This is a genomic window from Paenibacillus sp. PL2-23 (assembly GCF_040834005.1).
Lineage (GTDB): Bacteria > Bacillota > Bacilli > Paenibacillales > Paenibacillaceae > Pristimantibacillus.
In genome coordinates this window covers 61,315-78,702 of sequence record NZ_CP162129.1, presented here as the reverse complement: position 1 = coordinate 78,702, position 17,388 = coordinate 61,315, and the positions used below count along the sequence as shown (strand labels likewise).

Genomic DNA, 17,388 nt, shown 5'->3' with positions numbered 1-17,388 from the left:
CTGGGCTCATCATTCAACGCGAAACATATGCTGCCCGCCAATAGACGGAGCAGACGATTACGCTTGGTATTGGATAATCCTTCTATAGGTTTCGTATATATTATCTGCTATAATATGGCTACTAATAACAGGAGTCAAGGAAGGAGCAGATTTGTTGCTGCATTCGGTATATCGGAATAGACAGGCCGTTGTATTGAAATATGCCAAGATCGGTTTCATTCTGCTCCTCGGAATTATGCTTGTCATTCATCAATCCCCCATTAAAGCATACTCGGCGGGTGGAGGGCTCGGAGCCGTGTATTATGTGTCGGTCACGGGAGACGACAGCAACCCGGGCACGCTCCAAGCCCCGTGGCGTACCATTCAGAAGGCTGCTAATACACTAAATGGCGGGGATACTGTATTTGTTCGTGGTGGAACCTACGAGGAGTTCGTGTCTATTACTTCATCTGGCTCTAAGCCGGAGGGCTATATTACATTCCAGGCATATCCTGGAGAGAAGCCTGTTATAGACGGTTCTAATTTAGTCATTTCAAGCGGGAAAAACAGTCTGATTCATATTAGAAAAGCGAATTACATTATTATAGACGGCTTTGAGCTTCGCAGCTTAAAGTCCTACAGCAGCTCGCAATATCCCGCTGGCATTCGCGTTCAAGCGGGGGGCTCAAATATTCATATTCTTAATAACAATGTTCATCATATTCAGAATTTGTCCGCGGATGGGAATGCGCATGGTATTCATATTTATGGCGATACGTTGCTTCCTCTGACTGCTATTCAGATTAGCGGCAATGAGGTTCATCATTTAACACTTGGTTCAAGTGAGTCAATAACGGTGAGCGGTAATGTCGACGGCTTCTCAATAGAGCGGAACATTGTTCATGATAACAACAATATTGGAATTGATGTGGCAGGGCATTACGGAGCATGCTCAGCTCCATGCGTGGATCAAGCTAGAAACGGCGTCATTGCAGATAATCTTGTCTTCAACATTGACTCATCCATTAACCCTGCCTACGGCGAAGGATCGAATAGCGCGGGGGGCATTTATGCAGACGGTGCGACGAATGTACAGATTGAGCGAAACCATGTGTATAATAGCGACTTCGGTATTGAAATTGCGAGCGAGAATAAGAGCAAGATGACAAGCGAGATAACAGTTGCCAATAATTTCGTGCATCATAACGATGGCGCCGGCATTATAATGGGTGGCTCCAATGCAAGTAATGGAGGGGCCTCGAATAATATAATAGCCAATAATACGCTTGTGCTGAATGATCGGTTGAATCAAGGCTTTGGAGAAATCTCGATTCAGGAGAATGTGGTTAACAATACGATTTCCAATAACATATTGTTTGGACGATCCGCCAAGCCGTTACTTGTTAAATGGAATACGAGCGGTTCAGGGAATACAATTGACTATAATTTATATTTCCAACAGGGTGGACAGAGCGGCAATCCATGGAGATGGAATGGCGTCGCTTACACTGAATGGACAGTATACCAGAAGGCAACAGGGTTTGATGCGCATTCCGTATTTGCTGACCCATTGTTTACGAATCTTGCGAATAATCTGGTTACACTTACAGAGAAATCGCCTGCAATAGACGGGGCGAATGGAGCCGTAGGCGCTGGACGGCTGGATTATTATGGAGTATTACGGCCCTATGGCGGCGCACTGGATATCGGGGCAGCGGAGTTTACAGCGAGTCCTGCGCCAATCCCGACGCAATCGGCGTCGGAGCTGGCTGCTCCTTCGCCGAACGCTTCTCCAACCCCGGTGCCAGCGCCAACGTCTTCTGCTGCGAGCTCGACCCCGCCGAACGCAGTACCGACTTCCGTGCCTGGAAGCGGCAATATGGCTGTTGATGGGAACTTTCAGGATTGGGTCTCTATTGAAGAACTGGCGATGGGCGACAACCATGTCAAATCTCTAAAAGCGGTCGTGAGAGATCATAATCTGTATATCCTTGTAAAGGGGAATCTGCTTCATGAGAAGGGGCAGCTGTACCTAAATACAGATGGCAACACAAAGTCCGGCTTCCAAGCGCCGTTCTGGGATGGAGCGGGAGCCGATTATCTGCTGGAGAACGGAACGTTGTACTCGTATAACGGTAAGGGCGGTACCGATTGGTCTTGGACGAAGCTGCAATCTTACAAAAAAACCTCCAGCTTTGTAGCAAGCTCTTCTGTTGTGGAGGCGGCCATTCCACTAGTTGACCTGGGTATAGTTGGAATGGTTGATGTTCAAATTGGCTATGTGTGGAAGGATTCGCATGCGGATAAGCTGCCTGTTTCCAGCGAGTTAGCGAAAGTGGCCAATACACAGGCGCCTGCTCCAACAGTCCATCCCGTACTGACTGGAAGCATACAGATTGACGGGTACGCGGAGGACTGGTCCACTTACCCCTATACAAGCTCCGGCAATTCCAATCCAACCGGTCTTAAACTGCATAACGACAAGGAGAATCTATATCTGTTAATTGAGGGCAGCGATCTTGCTACGAAGACGCAAGTGTATTTCCTAAGCGGTTCGGGGAGAGCGGACTACAAGTTATCAGGGTGGGAGTCAGGTATTTCTAACATTCTAATGGAAAATGGAAGATTGTATCAGTATACAGGAAAAGGTAGCAATTGGTCGTGGCAGTCCATGTCTACCTTGAATACCAAAACGCAGTACGTCGTTCAGAAAAGAGCAATTGAGGTCTCCATTCCATTATCAAAGCTCAAAATTAAGGCTGGAGCCGAGCTAAAAGTAGGCGTGCTGCTTCATGATAATAAGTCCACCCAGCTGCCAGCCAAAGGCCAGATGGCGGTATATACCGTGAAATAAAACAGGAGTTATTTTGGGAAAATCCTCTAGCAAACAAAGAGCGGCTTCTATCGCGCTTAACTGCTGGAGGATTTTTAGCTGGGCGCTCCCGAAGAAAGTCTAGTGAATATTTATGGCATTTCGTCGAATAATGGGTAATTGTTGAATCCTATGTAGTAGATTGCTATTCTGTATGCTATGATTAATAAAAGTTTATCCTTTATACTACCAAAGAACTAGTTCGATATGACTATAATATACTTATCGCAAGGAAGTGATGAGGTTGAAGGTATTAATTACAGGCGGTTACGGGTTTATAGGTTCGCATATTGCAGACCGATTTAAGAAGGAAGGATACGAAGTCTTTATTATAGACAATCTCTCTACGGGAAAAAAAGAGAATGTGTCTATTAAGCATAAATCCTATGTCATGTCTGTTGAAGATACGAAATGTGAGGAAATATTCCAAGCTAACATGTTCGATGTGGTTGTTCACTTGGCAGCGCAGATAAGCGTCGCAGCCTCCATTGCAAATCCAAGGCTCGATACGGAATCAAACGTTCTCGGTCTTGCGAATCTACTCCATCTAGCTAAGAAGCACCGGGTTAAAAAGTTCATTTATGCTTCCTCCGCTGCTGTATATGGGGAGAAAAAAGAATTGCCTATTAAAGAAGAAGCAACGTGTTCCCCTATTTCTCCTTATGGTATTAGCAAGTGGGTAGGCGAATCCTATTGCGCCAAGTGGCAAGAGCTTTATGGTCTGGAGACGGTGAGCTTTCGCTTCTCCAATGTTTATGGTCCAAGACAGGATGCGCGGGGCGAGGGCGGTGTCGTCTCCGTCTTTATGAGCCGTTTGCTTGATGGAGAAAACCTTATAATTCATGGCGACGGAAATCAGACAAGGGATTTCATCTATGTTGAAGATGTGGCTGATGCCATATATCGCGCTTCAAATTCTGATTTAATAGGCGTATACAATTTATCCACCAATACCGAATGCAGTGTCAACCAGCTAGCCGAAACCCTGTCAGCATTGCGCGGTTCCCTAAGTATTGTACATACGGAGCGACGTCATGGAGACATTGACCGGTCTGTCCTATGCAATGAAAGAGTGAAGAGGGACTTGGACTGGTCACCCCTCTATTCCATAGAAGAAGGTATCCAGCGTACGTATGCTTATTTTGAGAGCGAGCAGTCCAGGAAAGAGGCTGCTGCCGCGCCGGTTCTCAAGGCTCAGTCGCCGGTTCGCAAGAAATTAAAGAAGTTTATGCCTTATATAGAGAATGGATTGGCGTTTGCTTTGACAGCCTGGTTGACCTTGAGCCAGCAGTACAGCGATTTCGGTGTAATTGACGTCAAACTGTTCTATATCGTCATAATTGGCATCATGTACGGTAACAGGCAATCCATGCTGGCGGTGCTGCTGTCTATTGGGCTGTTCGGGTATCAGAAGATCTCGGCCGGCAGCGAGCTCGTATCGCTCATGTACATTCCCGACTTTTTCTTTCAGATAGCTATTTATGTTTTCATTGGCTTGGTGGTTGGTTATTCCATTGAACGAAAAAATGCACAGCTCGCGGTCCAAGAGCAGAGGAACGAAGAGCTTGAGAACAAATATGACTTCCTGAGCACCATCTATCAGGAAGTGAGAGATGTGAAAGATGAGCTCCAGCTTCGCATTCTAAATGCGGGGGACAGTTACGGCAAAATATATTCCGTGACCAAAGAGCTGGAAAGCCTGGAGCCAGAGGATGTATTTAATGCCACGGTCAATGTGGTGGGAACCATTATGAATGCATCCGAGGTTTCCATCTATACGGTGAACCGAGCCCAGAGCTATCTGCGTTTGGTTGCCCGATCTACCAGCAGTAAGGAGGCCGCAGATAAATCGTTAAAGGTTGCGGACTACGAGTATCTGCAGGAGATGCTTACCGAAGGCAAGGTGTTTATAAACAAACAGTTAAGCGAACAAGCCCCGCTTATGTGCGCTCCGATTTTTTATAAAAACAATGTTGTGGCTGTAGTGGCGATTGATGGCATCTCATTCGAAAAATTTACTCTCTATCATCAGAACCTGTTCAAAACAACCGTGGATCTTGTTGCGTCTTCGCTAACCAAAGCTATTGCTTACTTTGAAGCAACGGAGAACCAGCGTTATGTGGAAGGTACGTCGATTATGCGGCCAGAGTTTTTCCGGTCAGTGCTGGATGCCAAGAGAACAGCATGGGAAAACCATCAGACGCCTTATTTGCTGCTTAAAGGAATAGTGCAGAATATCAGCCTTCCGGAAGTGAGCAATACCATGACGGGTATGCTGCGAGAAACGGATTATACCGGTCTGAATGAACGACGCGAATTACTGGTACTGTTGTCGAATACGACTCAGGAGGATGCCGTGCATGTCCTAAGAAGATTTTCACTAAAGGGAATTACACTGGAAGTTGTTCAAGAGGGAGCCTAATATGTTCATTAAATTTTATCTGATATATGTCGTATTGTCGGCACTGGCTCTTGCCCTGGTGTATAGCCGTTCCTGGCAGGAAGGCTTAATGAGGCTTGTTATTGTAACGGTCTTTCCGGCAATAGGGTGGCTATTCCCAATCTTATGGCCGAAGAATCTGTATAGGAATGCGGGCGAGGGCTTCCATGAATATATAACTCAGCAGCAAATGGAGCACAAGGACAAGGTTAGGCATATTAGCATGTATTCCGTAGCAGAAGCGGACAAGGAGCGGAATGTTATTCCTATTGAGGAGGCCCTGCTCATAAGCGAGCACCAGACCCGGCGCCGAATTATGATAGATGTACTGAAACGCGACTCTGTTCAGTATTTGGAAATATTGCAAACCGCTGTGAGTAATGAAGACACGGAAACATCCCATTATGCTGTTAGCGCCATTATGGAAGTGAAACGCAAGCTGCTGATTGCGATTCAGGAATTATCGGTGCAATATGAAGCCAATAAAAAGGATGTATATGTTATTCAGACTTATGCCGAGGTGCTCAAGAGCTTTCTTCGCAGTGGGTTTCTGGATCAGCGGACTTATACCAAATACCAGTATGCTTATCTGGAGCTCCTTACGCAGTACACCCAGCTGTCCCCAATGGAAGAGTGGGCATTTCGCGAGAAGGTGGAGGTTGAGCTTGAGCTCCAGCTTTACGCGGTTGCTGAGGCTACCTGCATACACTATCTGAATCAGCATCCGGCAAGCGAGCAGGCTTACCTGAGTAAACTCAAGGTTCATTACACGACAAAGTCGGCAATCAAGCTGGAGCAGACGCTGGAGCAGCTTAAACAATCGCCGGTTAAGCTTTCTAATCATGCTCTGACGATGGTTCGGTTCTGGTCGGAGGGTGCATAGATTATGAAACAGGATGTTCGATTCAGAAGGAATGTCTATGTCATCTTGTTAGGCGTCCTGCTGCTTGCTATTCTCATTCAGGTTGCCCGCTCGGAGTTTGTCTTGCAATCCAACTATAATGAGCAGTGGTCCGTCGAACGAGATAAATTGTTGAACGAAGAATGGCCCCAAGCACAAGCCGTCAACTATGACCAGACGGCATGTATAGCGTATTCGGAAAAAGAGCCTATCAGCATTCGTATTAAAGATAACGCGGAGCAGACGTTAAAGTACATGAAGTTTCCGGTTTTGTCCATTAATCTTGATGAAAAGCAGCTTAATTACGAGAAATGTCCATATGTTCTATTTGCAACCGGCCAATTGGAGCTTGCGGGAGACAGCGACAAGCTGGAGCAGTATGTTGCCAATGGAGGTTCAGTGTTTTTTATGAAGAACCTCGAAATTTCACAATATTATTACAGGCTGTATCGTAAATTTGGGGTTATATCATTTGATTACGCTTATTCGACAAACGGCATTCATTTAACTTCCAATGTGCTGATAGGTCAGAAGGGTCTTCGTACGGGAGAAGAGTTTATAAATAATACGGCAATTAGCGTAGAGCTGGACGAGCGCTCAAGGCTGATGGCAGAGAGCCTGGAAGGTGTTCCGCTGCTATGGAATCGGCAATACGGGGACGGCAGCTTTACGGTGTTTAACGGAGAGATGCTGGAGTATAAATCCAACAGGGGGCTTATTGCGGGCGCTGTTAGTCTCATGAAGCCCAACGGGTTCTACCCTTTGTTTAACGCCAAGTTGTTCTATATTGATGATTTCCCTTCTCCGGTTGAGAAGGGGATAAGAGATAAGGTTTACGATGAATACAGAATGGAGATGCCTGAATTCTATCGGAAGATTTGGTGGCCGGATATGCTGAAGGCTGCAAGGAATTACAATGTAAAATACACCGCGGCTATTATCCAATCCTACAATGATAGCGTAACGCCGCCTTTCAGAGACCCTGTTGACCAAGAGCGGCATAATCTAATTGCATACGGACGAGAGGTCATTAAGAGCGGGGGGGAAATATCCATTCACGGTTACAACCATCAGTCGCTCATTACGGACAAGTCAATTGCCGATTATTACGAATATCATCCATGGACAAGTCAAGCTTATATGGAGGAGGCTGTTGAAGAGGTTGTCCGTTATCTAGGCACAGCATTTCCCAGCTACACCGCAATGTCTTACGTGCCGCCTTCCAACGCGCTGAGTGAAGCGGGCAGAGAGGCGCTGAAGGCAGGATGGCCGGACCTTACAGTGATTGCGTCCTTATATGACACGGATTACTACAACCGTTCCTATATTCAGGAGTTCGAGGTGGCGGAAGATGGCATTATCGAAATGCCGAGAGTCACTTCCGGCTACTTCGAGGAGCCTTACATGCAATGGCTGGAAGTAAATGCGATTACCAGTATTGGTGTGTTTTCACACTTTATTCACCCGGACGACCTTCTCGACAAAGAAAGAAGCAATAACCAGAATTGGGACGATCTTTTCAAGGATTTTACAGAGCTGCTTGGCCGGTTGAATCAAACCTATCCATGGCTTCGGGATATGACCTCGACGGAAGCTGGTTTATCGGTGGCGCAAGCTCTGCGTTCAAACGTAAAGATTGAGCGAGAGCCGAATCGTATTGCAGGCACCGTCCAGTCTTTTAGCGGCGAGCTATATTATGTGCTGCGGACAGATCGCAGCATTGGAAGACTTGAGCATTGCAAAATTCGGAAGATAGATGAGCAGACGTATTTGGTCGAGATACAGAAGGCTCAATTTGCTATTGAATTAGGCGGGTGAACGTATGAAGATTTGCTTGATTGCAGAAGGTTCTTATCCTTACATTACTGGCGGGGTTTCCAGCTGGATACATGCTATTGTTAACCAGATGCCCGAGCATGAATTTATTATATTCGCAATAGGAGCTTCCAGATCGCAGAAAGGCCAGTTTAAATACAAGCTGCCGGCTAATGTGAAGGAAGTGAAGGAGATGTTTCTCGATTCCTATCTGGAGGAAGAAGGCATCTGGGGCAAGAGATTTCGATTAACAGATGTTCAAAAACAAAGCCTGCAGGCTTTGCTGGGCGAGAAGCTCGACATGGACTGGAGTGGCTTGTTCGATATGCTGCGAAGCCCAAAGTTCCGCAATGCGGCTGATTTTTTAACGAGCAAGGATTTCTTCGACCTGCTGGAGGAGCTTTGCGCCAAACATTATCCGCTTGTTCCGTTTACGGAGATGTTCTGGACGGTTCGATCCATGATACTGCCTTTATTGTTAACGATACGTGAGGATATTCCGGAAGCCGATATGTATCACAGTGTATCGACAGGCTATGCGGGAGTAGTCGGCTCACTGGCGAAGCATTTGTATAACAAACCCTTTATTCTAACTGAGCACGGTATTTATTCCCGTGAACGTGAGGAAGAAATTATTAAGGCTGACTGGGTAAAGGGCTATTTCAAGGATTTATGGATTGAATATTTCTATCGGCTCTCCAGCTGCGCTTACGAAGCGGCTGATCAAGTAGTGACACTGTTCCGCCGCAACAAGGAAATTCAAATCGAGCTTGGCTGTGATGCAGGCAAAATCGATATTATACCAAACGGTGTAAATGTGGATGATTATATGAGTATTCGCGCGCAGACAACCGATGGAAAACTGCGAATCGGGGCCATTATACGGGTTGTGCCGATTAAGGACATTAAAACCATGCTTCAAAGCTTTGCAGTCATTAAGCGGGAGCTCCCTGAAACAGAATTTTATGTAATGGGGCCTTATGAAGAGGACAAGCAATACTACGAAGAATGTTTGCAGCTGCAAGCTGCGCTTGAACTAAAGGATGTTCACTTTACGGGAGCTGTTCGGATTCTCGATTATATGGGTATGATGGATCTATTTATGCTAACGAGCATAAGCGAAGGACAACCCCTGGCTATATTGGAAGGTATGGCCGGAGCCAAGCCATTCGTAGCGACAAACGTTGGCAGCTGCAAGGAACTCCTCAGTGGAATGGACGATGGATTAGGAGAAGCGGGACTAATTGCTCCTGTTATGCATTATGAGAAGCTCGCTATGGCAGCCATTCAATTGGGCAAGGATCGGCAGCTTCGCGAGAAGATGGGCCGTAATGCTTATGAACGAGTCAAGAGATTCTATCGTCAGGAAGATGTAATCAAAAACTATCGTAGACTATATCAGAAAGTGGGGGGTGAGCAGTAGTGGCCGGGATAGGATTCGAGCTTAGGAAGCTCTTCCGACAGCAAGGATTAATCAATAACGTCAAAGCATACGCTTACTCCTCTATAACAACCGTGGGTCCCATGATATTAAGCATGGTGCTTGTGTTGGCTTTACAGAGAATGATGTCGGCAGGCATGAACAACTACCTGGAATGGGAGTTGTATATTGCTACGGTGTCCTATTGCTTTATCTTTTCTATTGTTATGACTTGCGGCATATCCATTGTGCTGACCCGTTATATTGCCGACATGATCTACGAAAGAAAATACGATCGGCTGCTTTCTTCTCTAAACGGGGTACTCATTCTTATGCTGCCGCTTGCTGCGGTTACGGCCGGCGTTTTCTTGTGGAAGGTGGAAGCCAGCTGGGATTATAAAGCGGCGTCTTATCTGTTTTTTGTCACCATGACCGTTGTTTGGCTGCAAAGCGTCTTCCTGTCGGCGCTGAAGGATTATATGAGAATCGTGCGAAGCTACGCGTTTGGCGTAGCCGTTGCCTTGTTATGCGGATGGCTGCTTCGTGCCCTCACGGACATGCGGCCAACAACAGCTGCCATTCTAGCTATCGATGCAGGTTTTCTTCTCATTATTTGCCTGTCCTTTCATCATTTCAGGCATAAGCTGCCGAAAGCGTCAACAACGCATTTCTTTGAATTTCTGACTTACTTCAAGAAATACCGCTCGCTGTTCTTCATTGGATGCGCTCTATATTCCGGCGTCTATGTTCATAATTTTGTCTATTGGTTCGGTCCTGGCGGAGATGAGATTGCTAATCGATATTTCGTCATGCCCTATTACGATTTGCCGGTATTCTTCGCATACTTGTCTGTTTTGCCTACATTGGTTACCTTCGTCGTGTCGGTAGAAACTTCTTTCTATGAATCGTTCAAGAAGTATTATGCCGATATATTGAATGGCGGAACGATTCGGGATATACAGCGGGCAAAGCAGAAAATGCAAAAAACGTTAGTACGCGAAATAAGCTTTGTCATGGAGGTTCAACTGGTATTTACCATCCTGGCGATTGCCCTCGGCATTAAGTTCCTGCCGAATATTGGCTTTACCATGGCGCAGCTTGACTTATTCAATATTCTTGCACTGGCTTATTTTTTATTTATTTTATTTTTTGTGCTCTGTCATATTTTATTATATTTCGACGATCGGAAAGGCGTACTTTATTTGGGAGCTTTATTCTTTTTCTTAAACATAGGTTTATCGTATGGCATGATGAGGCTGGAGCTGGATGGTATGGGCATGTTCGCAGCATCCTTCTTGTCGCTTGTGGCCGTCATTGCCAGACTGCTGCATATATTACGTAATATTGACTACTATACGTTCTGTTCGCAGCCGCTACACGTCAAGGAGCAGGCTAGAAGGACAAAAAACAGATCGTTTTTCTCCAAAACGCGGACAACAGCAACGTTAACGCTTGTGGCCGCGATTACACTCTCGGGATGTACTAACGCCACAGAAGGCCGTTCCATTCCCGCGGAGATTTTGCCTGAGCAGTCATCTCTGCTAAACTCCTCGAAGTTGTCCGAAGATAAACGAATATATGAGAGAGATACGGATCACTCTCTTAAGACATTGTATGTCACGATTCTTCCGGACTATTCCTCAGACGCTGCGCCTTTGACATGGTATGGCTTGAATCGATTGCCTGATTATACGAGCCAGGGCCAGCTTGAAGTAATCGTTCAAGAAGGAAAGCCGGATGGTGAAGGTCCTGCTTCGGGGCTGTTCGGTTACGGAGAGGATCGGGCCAACGGCACGATTACATTGCGGGGCAAGACAGCCTGGGGAACCCCGCAGAAGTCATATCGGATTAAGCTGAAGGATGAGGCTGGGACCTGGCTTGATCAGAGAACATTCAATTTAAACAAGCATAGTCTGGATTTAAGCAGAGTCCGCAATAAGCTTAGTTTTGATCTGCTTGAAGAGATCGACAATATAACAAGCCTGCGGACGCAATTTGTTCGGGTGTATGTGAAAGATCAGTCGGAAAGGAAAGAGGCTTCGTTTATCGATTATGGTTTATATACACATGTCGAGCAGCCAAACAAAAAATTTCTGCAATCACATTTGCTGGATTCGAACGGATATTTGTACAAGGTTACTTTTTTTGAATTTAATCGATACCCGGAGCAAATCCGATCGCAGAATGATCCGAAGTACGATAGATCAAGCTTCGAGACGATTCTGGAAATCAAGGGACGAGAGGACCACGATAAGCTCATTCGCATGCTGGACGATGTTAACAATTATCAAATATCAATTGATGATATCATCGCGAAGCATTTCGACAAGGAAAATTTCTTGACCTGGACCGCGTTCAATATATTGACCGATAACATGGACACGGATGCCAACAACTTCTACTTATATTCCCCGCTTAATTCGGAAACATGGTATATCTTGCCTTGGGACTATGACGGAGGATGGGAGCTGCAAAGGCGGCAGAATACAATACATCCCCATCAAGCTGGTATCAGCAATTATTGGGGATCCATTCTGCACAATCGTTATTTCAGAAGCGCGCAGCATGTGGAGGAGCTAAAAGCGAAGATAGAGGAGCTTTCAGCTATTGTGAATGAGCAGCGGATAGGCAAGCTCTTGGATAGTTATTCGCCTGTCGTTAAGCCTTATTTGTTCCGGAATCCGGATATTCAATTCCTGCCTGGTCGCAATTCCGATTTTGAAGCGGAATTGCGTATTTTGAAGAAGACTCCGGAGAGGGCGGTGCAGCGTTTCCTGGATGACCTGGAGAAGCCCAAGCCATTCTATCAAGATGTCGTCGTGGTTGAGGATGGAAAGCATATCTTCCAGTGGGGGGTCTCCTATGATTTGCAGGGAGATGATCTCGTCTATGATGTGAAGGTAGCGCGGGATCCACAGCTAAGCCAAATCGTGGCCTCTGCAACAGGCATCCAAGAAACTAGATTTGAAGTGAATGCATTACAGCCTGGCTTGTATTATTGGTCGGTCAAAGTGCGTGATACTCAAGGGCATGAGCAGTCTTCATTCGACATGTACATCGATTCCGACGATAACCACTACTATGGGATAAGAGAGTTCGAGGTGTACTAATCATGGTTAGATCCGCAGGCAAGTTTCGGACGGAGCATAAATATTATTTGCATCTTCATGATTACGTGGCTCTGCATCATAGAGTGTCGTCGTTGCTCGCATTGGACCCGCATTCGGTAAGCAGCGAAGGCTATAATATTCGAAGCCTGTACTTTGACAGTCCGCACCGTCATGCGCTGCATGATAAGAATAATGGTGAATTTAAGCGGGATAAGTACCGGATTAGGGCGTACAACGGCAGCGATGATTACATCAGTGTTGAGAGGAAAAGCAAATTCGGAGATTATGTGCGTAAGGAATCAGCGCGCATCACTCGCAGCGAGTACGACGACATTTTGAACGGCGACTATGACTGCCTCTTGCGTAAAGACGAAATGCTGCTGGTGGAATTTTATTCCGCGCTTGCTCACAGGAGTTTCCGGCCTGCAGCTATCGTTGATTATTGGCGGGCAGCCTACATTTACGAGTTTGGAAATGTGCGTATAACATTTGACAAGAAGTTGTCGGCGGGGACGAACACATTTGATATATTTGACCCCCATCTAGTTCTGGAGGAAGCAATAGATGCGCCCAGAACCATACTGGAAGTGAAGTTCGATTCATTTTTGGCGGATCATGTGCGACAGGTTGTAAAACCCGATCATCATGTTCGTTCCTCTATCTCGAAATACGTCATTTGCAAGGAAGTTAACTTGAAGCATTTTAAAGAATAGGGGCTTAGCTGTTATGGGAGATGCCATTAATTTTCAAGATGTCATAAAAAAGAGCGTATTGCATCTGGAGTCCTTCCGAAGCATTTCGTATGTGGATATGTTTCTTGGTCTGCTCTGCGCGTTTATAATCGGCTTATTTATTTATTGGGTATACCGTAAGACGTTCAGGGGTGTGGTGTACAGTTACAACTATAACGTGTCGTTCGTATTAATGACGATGATTACTTCCCTAATCATTATGACGATTAGCACGAATATTGTCTTGTCTCTAGGTATGGTAGGAGCGCTCAGTATCGTCAGGTTCCGTACTGCCGTGAAAGATCCGCTCGACATTGTCTATATGTTCTGGGCTATCTCGGCAGGTATCGCGAGCGGCGCCAAGATGTATCCGCTCGCGCTTGGCGGATCCCTGATTCTTGGTTTAACTCTCTTCTGGTTGTCCAAACGGAAGGTTCGCGAGCAAGCGTATCTGCTTATCGTCAGACATACGGATGAAGCTACAGGAGAGCTTCGCGTGCAGATGCGCAAGTTGAACACCAAGCTGAAGTCGAAGACCGTCCGTAAAGATTTTGTAGAAATAACAGTCGAGATTATGCTGCGGGACGACAACACGGCGTTTGTCCAGCGATTGAGCCAGATCGAGGGCGTGCACGACGTGTCGCTCATTAATTATTCAGGTGATTACGCACAGTAATACTAAGCATTTTGTATCTGGTTTTATAGAAAACCTCGGACGCCCTGGGCGGCAAATTCGGGGTTTTCTTGCGTCTATGGCGAGAATGCAACTGTACACCCTGCATGTAAAAGCTGGTGAGAGTTGGAAGGCGCTGTGCTATAATGAACCATAATTGATAGACTAGAAGCGTTTATCTCTCACCAAACGGGCAAAGCTGATAGAGAGACATAATATTCAGCATTCCATTGTGACGGAGGGATAACGGTTATGAAACAAATATTGCTCATTACAGACGGCTGCTCCAATGTGGGCCTCAGTCCCGTGGTGGCGGCGGCGCATGCCAAGTCGGAGGGCATTAACGTCAACGTAGTAGGCGTGCTGGATCATGGCGACGTAGGCGAGCTAGGTGCGGCGGAGATCGAGGAGATTGCGCGCGCGGGCGGCGGCTTGAGCCGATTGGTGAACATGCGGCAGCTGTCGCAGACGGTGCAGATGATGACGAGGAAGACGGTCGTGCAGACGATTCAGCTTGCTGTCCAGAAGGAGCTGAAGCATGTGCTCGGCAACGGCTCCATCGAGGCGCTGCCGCCGGAGAAGCGAGGCGAGGTTGTACGCGTCATAGACGAGCTGGGCGAGACTTCCGGGCTGCAGGTGGCGCTGCTCATCGACGCCAGCGCAAGCATGAAGCCGAAGCTGGCCGCAGTGGAGGAGGCTATTCGCGATTTGATGCTTAGCCTGCAGGCCAGGCAGGGTAAGAGTGAGATAGCGGTGTTCCATTTTCCCGGCTCCAGGCATGGGGATGATTGTGTGATGGACCTCTCGTGGACCAGCCACTTGAACGGCGTGCACTCGATCTTCCCCAAGCTGCAGATGGGGGGGACGACGCCGACGGGTCCCGCGATTATGCAGGTAGTGGAGTATTACCGCGGCGGACAGGCTGGACAAGCCGGGGAGCGAGGCAGCAGCTACGGCATGCCGGGTGATCACGCTCGAAGAGGAAGAGAAGAAACGGATGGGATGTTAGGTGACTACGTCGTTTAAGCTGGAGCTGCGCCGCGGCGCGATCGTCGTTGGCAAGTGGAAGCTGGGCAAATACCGCGTGGAGCGGCTGCTGGGCGAAGGGGCAAATGGCAAGGTGTATCTCGTGCAGAGAGAACGGGAATGGTTCGCCATGAAGGTTGGAGCGGATGCCGTCGATCTGCAGTCGGAGATTAACGTGATGAAGTCGCTGGACAAGCAGCGCGGCGCCGGCTCGGAGCCGTTCCTGTATGATGTCGACGACTTGTACGGGCCGGACGGGCGGGAATATTCATTCTACATCATGCGCTATGTCAGAGGCTCCACGCTGGCCAGCTACCTGAAGGAGCAGGGAGCGGAATGGTTCCCGCTGGTCGCCCTCAATCTGCTGGGGAAGCTGGCGAAGCTGCACCGGGCCGGCTGGGTGTTCGGAGACCTCAAGGTCGAGAATGTGATGGTGGCGGACTACGGACATGTGGAGCTGGTCGATTACGGCGGCGTTACGGCAGCGGGCAAAAGCATCCGGCAGTTCACGGAAATCTACGATCGCGGCTATTGGAATGGCGGCTCGCGAGCCGCGGACGCGAAGTACGATCTGTTCTCCTTCGCCGTGCTCTGCATACAGCTGCATGAGCCGAAGCGCCTCCATGCGTTGACGAAGGAGCTGCTTCCACAGAACCGCTCCATCGACGAGCTGATGGCGGTTGCTCAGGCGAATCCCGCGCTTAAGCCGGTCATGGGCTGGCTGCGCCGGGCCTTGGACGGGCAGTTTGGGGACGCCGTGGAGGGCGCGGAGGCGTGGCGCATCCTGCTGCACCGGCGGGATACGCGCCGGAGCTCGTCGCTGCCGGGATGGCTCAAGGGACTAGCCGCTACATCAGGCTTCCTGCTGGCCGCGTCGATCTTCTGGCTGGTCGTGAACATCTTCCTGTAGAGATAGAGGAAGGTGGACGAGCCGGAATGGCATGCAGCGTCAGGATAGCGTCATGGCAAAGCAAAGCAGCGTTAGAGGAGGGCAGCGCATCATGTTATTACATCCGCTTGTACAGGAGCTGGCCCGGGAGGCGGCTTCCAGAAGGCTGTGGCGGCCCGGAGACCGGGTCGTTGTCGCTGTGTCTGGAGGTCCCGACTCCATGGCCTTGCTGCACATGCTTCACTCGCTCTCGCGCGAGCAGCGGCTGACGCTGGTTGTAGGCCACGTCAATCATGGCTTCCGAGTGGAGGAGTCCGCCCGCGAGCTGGAGCTTGTGCGCGCCTACTCGGAAGCGCTGGGACTGGCGTGCGAGACCGTTACGCTGGAGCTGGCTGCTTATATAGTAGAGAACCGGCTGAACCTGCAGTCGACTGCGCGGGAGGAGAGGTACAGGTTCCTGCTGGAGACGGCGGCGCTGCACGGCGCCGAGCGAATCGCTCTGGCGCATCACGCGGACGATCAGGCCGAGACGGTGCTTATGCGGCTGCTTCGCGGCTCGGGCTTGACGGGTCTATCTGGCATGAGCAGTATCCGCAGCCAAAAAAATGTGCAACTCATTCGACCGCTGCTGCGTATGAACAAGTCAGACCTTCTTCGCTATTGCGAAGAGCAAGCTATACCTTATTGCGCGGACAGCAGTAATCAGGAGCGTTACTACCTCCGCAATACGATACGACTCGATGTCATTCCCTATCTCTCGCAATTCAATCCGCAGCTGCCGGTTACCCTGCAGCGGCTGGCGGAGGTGGCGGGAGCGGAGGATGACTTCATGGCGCGGCAGGCATCGGAATTGTTCGATCGGCTCGTGACCCGGAAGGACGGGCAATTCGCCATAAGCTGCGCGGAGCTGCGGGGCTTGCACGTCGCTTTACAAAGGAGATTGATTAAACTAATATTAAGTTATCTTTCGCAGGAAACGGAAAATGTATCCTACAGCAGCGTCGAGACGATGCGGCTGGCGGCATCCCAGGAGGCGCCCGCTACTTGGCGGATGGACGCGTCCGGAGGTGTCCGGTGCGTCAGGGAATATGAGACGATGCGCTGGTTCGATATCTCTGCGAGCTGGAGCGCCGGGAAGCCGTTCGATCTGCTTGTGCCGGAGGGAACCGAGGCGCTCTGCGGACTGCCCGGGGGCTGGAGCTTCCGGCTGGATTGGCTGGACGGCGCGGGCGAGAAGCCGCATTCCCGCATGGAGGCGTGCTTCGATGCAGACGGGCTCAGCTATCCGCTTCATGTGCGAAGCAGGCTGCCGGGAGACCGGATTCAGGTTTTAGGATTAAATGGCTCGAAAAAAGTGCAAGATATGTTCGTTGACGAGAAGATACCGCCCTCTCGAAGAGAGCAGTATCCGCTGCTGTGCGATGCGGACGGCAGGCTGCTCTGGATACCGGGCATTCGCAGGTCCTCTCATGCGCTTGCTGGCAGCGACAGCAGAAGAGTGCTGCGTATTGCGGCGCGCAACGAATAAGTAA

General features: G+C 48.7%; 11 protein-coding genes. All 11 read left to right on the top strand.

Annotated features, from left to right (window positions below; all coding sequences use genetic code 11):
• Positions 1-154: 154 nt before the first annotated feature.
• Positions 155-2,833, top strand: a complete 2,679-nt coding sequence (locus AB1S56_RS00350; RefSeq protein ID WP_340871524.1) for a choice-of-anchor Q domain-containing protein — start codon at positions 155-157, stop codon at positions 2,831-2,833.
• 262 nt (positions 2,834-3,095) lie between these two features.
• Positions 3,096-5,273 carry an NAD-dependent epimerase/dehydratase family protein gene (locus AB1S56_RS00345; protein WP_340871525.1) on the top strand — a complete coding sequence of 726 codons (2,178 nt, stop codon included), beginning with the start codon at positions 3,096-3,098 and terminating at the stop codon, positions 5,271-5,273.
• Between the two features lies 1 nt (position 5,274).
• The gene (locus AB1S56_RS00340; RefSeq protein WP_340871527.1) at positions 5,275-6,174 is read left to right on the top strand and encodes a hypothetical protein; all 900 of its coding nucleotides are present in this window, start codon (positions 5,275-5,277) and stop codon (positions 6,172-6,174) included.
• A 3-nt stretch (positions 6,175-6,177) separates the two neighbouring features.
• Complete coding sequence (locus AB1S56_RS00335; protein ID WP_340871528.1) at positions 6,178-8,010, top strand: DUF2194 domain-containing protein; 1,833 nt, start codon at positions 6,178-6,180, stop codon at positions 8,008-8,010.
• Positions 8,011-8,014: 4 nt separating this feature from the next.
• The gene (gene pelF, locus AB1S56_RS00330; protein ID WP_340871530.1) at positions 8,015-9,430 is read left to right on the top strand and encodes a GT4 family glycosyltransferase PelF; all 1,416 of its coding nucleotides are present in this window, start codon (positions 8,015-8,017) and stop codon (positions 9,428-9,430) included.
• Positions 9,430-12,537: an exopolysaccharide Pel transporter PelG gene (pelG, locus tag AB1S56_RS00325; protein WP_340871531.1), complete on the top strand. Its 3,108-nt coding sequence runs from the start codon at positions 9,430-9,432 to the stop codon at positions 12,535-12,537. Before pelF ends, pelG begins: the two co-directional genes overlap by 1 nt.
• Positions 12,538-12,539: 2 nt before the next feature.
• Positions 12,540-13,250 (top strand): polyphosphate polymerase domain-containing protein, encoded by a 711-nt coding sequence (locus AB1S56_RS00320; protein WP_340871533.1) that lies wholly within the window; start codon positions 12,540-12,542, stop codon positions 13,248-13,250.
• A gap of 13 nt (positions 13,251-13,263) precedes the next feature.
• Entirely contained in the window at positions 13,264-13,944 is a 681-nt protein-coding gene (locus tag AB1S56_RS00315) for a DUF4956 domain-containing protein (protein WP_340871534.1), read from the top strand.
• Positions 13,945-14,193: 249 nt separating this feature from the next.
• Positions 14,194-14,967, top strand: coding sequence for a vWA domain-containing protein (locus AB1S56_RS00310; protein WP_340871535.1), 774 nt, complete (start codon positions 14,194-14,196; stop codon positions 14,965-14,967).
• Complete coding sequence (locus AB1S56_RS00305) at positions 14,951-15,877, top strand: serine/threonine protein kinase (protein WP_340871536.1); 927 nt, start codon at positions 14,951-14,953, stop codon at positions 15,875-15,877. The genes AB1S56_RS00310 and AB1S56_RS00305 overlap by 17 nt, the downstream gene beginning before the upstream one ends.
• A gap of 91 nt (positions 15,878-15,968) precedes the next feature.
• Positions 15,969-17,384, top strand: a complete 1,416-nt coding sequence (tilS, locus tag AB1S56_RS00300; RefSeq protein ID WP_340871537.1) for a tRNA lysidine(34) synthetase TilS — start codon at positions 15,969-15,971, stop codon at positions 17,382-17,384.
• Positions 17,385-17,388: the final 4 nt, after the last annotated feature.

Coding starts and splice junctions, on each gene's coding strand:
- AB1S56_RS00320 (WP_340871533.1), top strand. CDS start 12,540: ATGGTTAGATCCGCAGGCAAGTTTCGGACGGAGCATAAATATTATTTG.
- AB1S56_RS00310 (WP_340871535.1), top strand. CDS start 14,194: ATGAAACAAATATTGCTCATTACAGACGGCTGCTCCAATGTGGGCCTC.
- pelF (WP_340871530.1), top strand. CDS start 8,015: ATGAAGATTTGCTTGATTGCAGAAGGTTCTTATCCTTACATTACTGGC.
- tilS (WP_340871537.1), top strand. CDS start 15,969: ATGTTATTACATCCGCTTGTACAGGAGCTGGCCCGGGAGGCGGCTTCC.
- AB1S56_RS00340 (WP_340871527.1), top strand. CDS start 5,275: ATGTTCATTAAATTTTATCTGATATATGTCGTATTGTCGGCACTGGCT.
- AB1S56_RS00335 (WP_340871528.1), top strand. CDS start 6,178: ATGAAACAGGATGTTCGATTCAGAAGGAATGTCTATGTCATCTTGTTA.
- AB1S56_RS00315 (WP_340871534.1), top strand. CDS start 13,264: ATGGGAGATGCCATTAATTTTCAAGATGTCATAAAAAAGAGCGTATTG.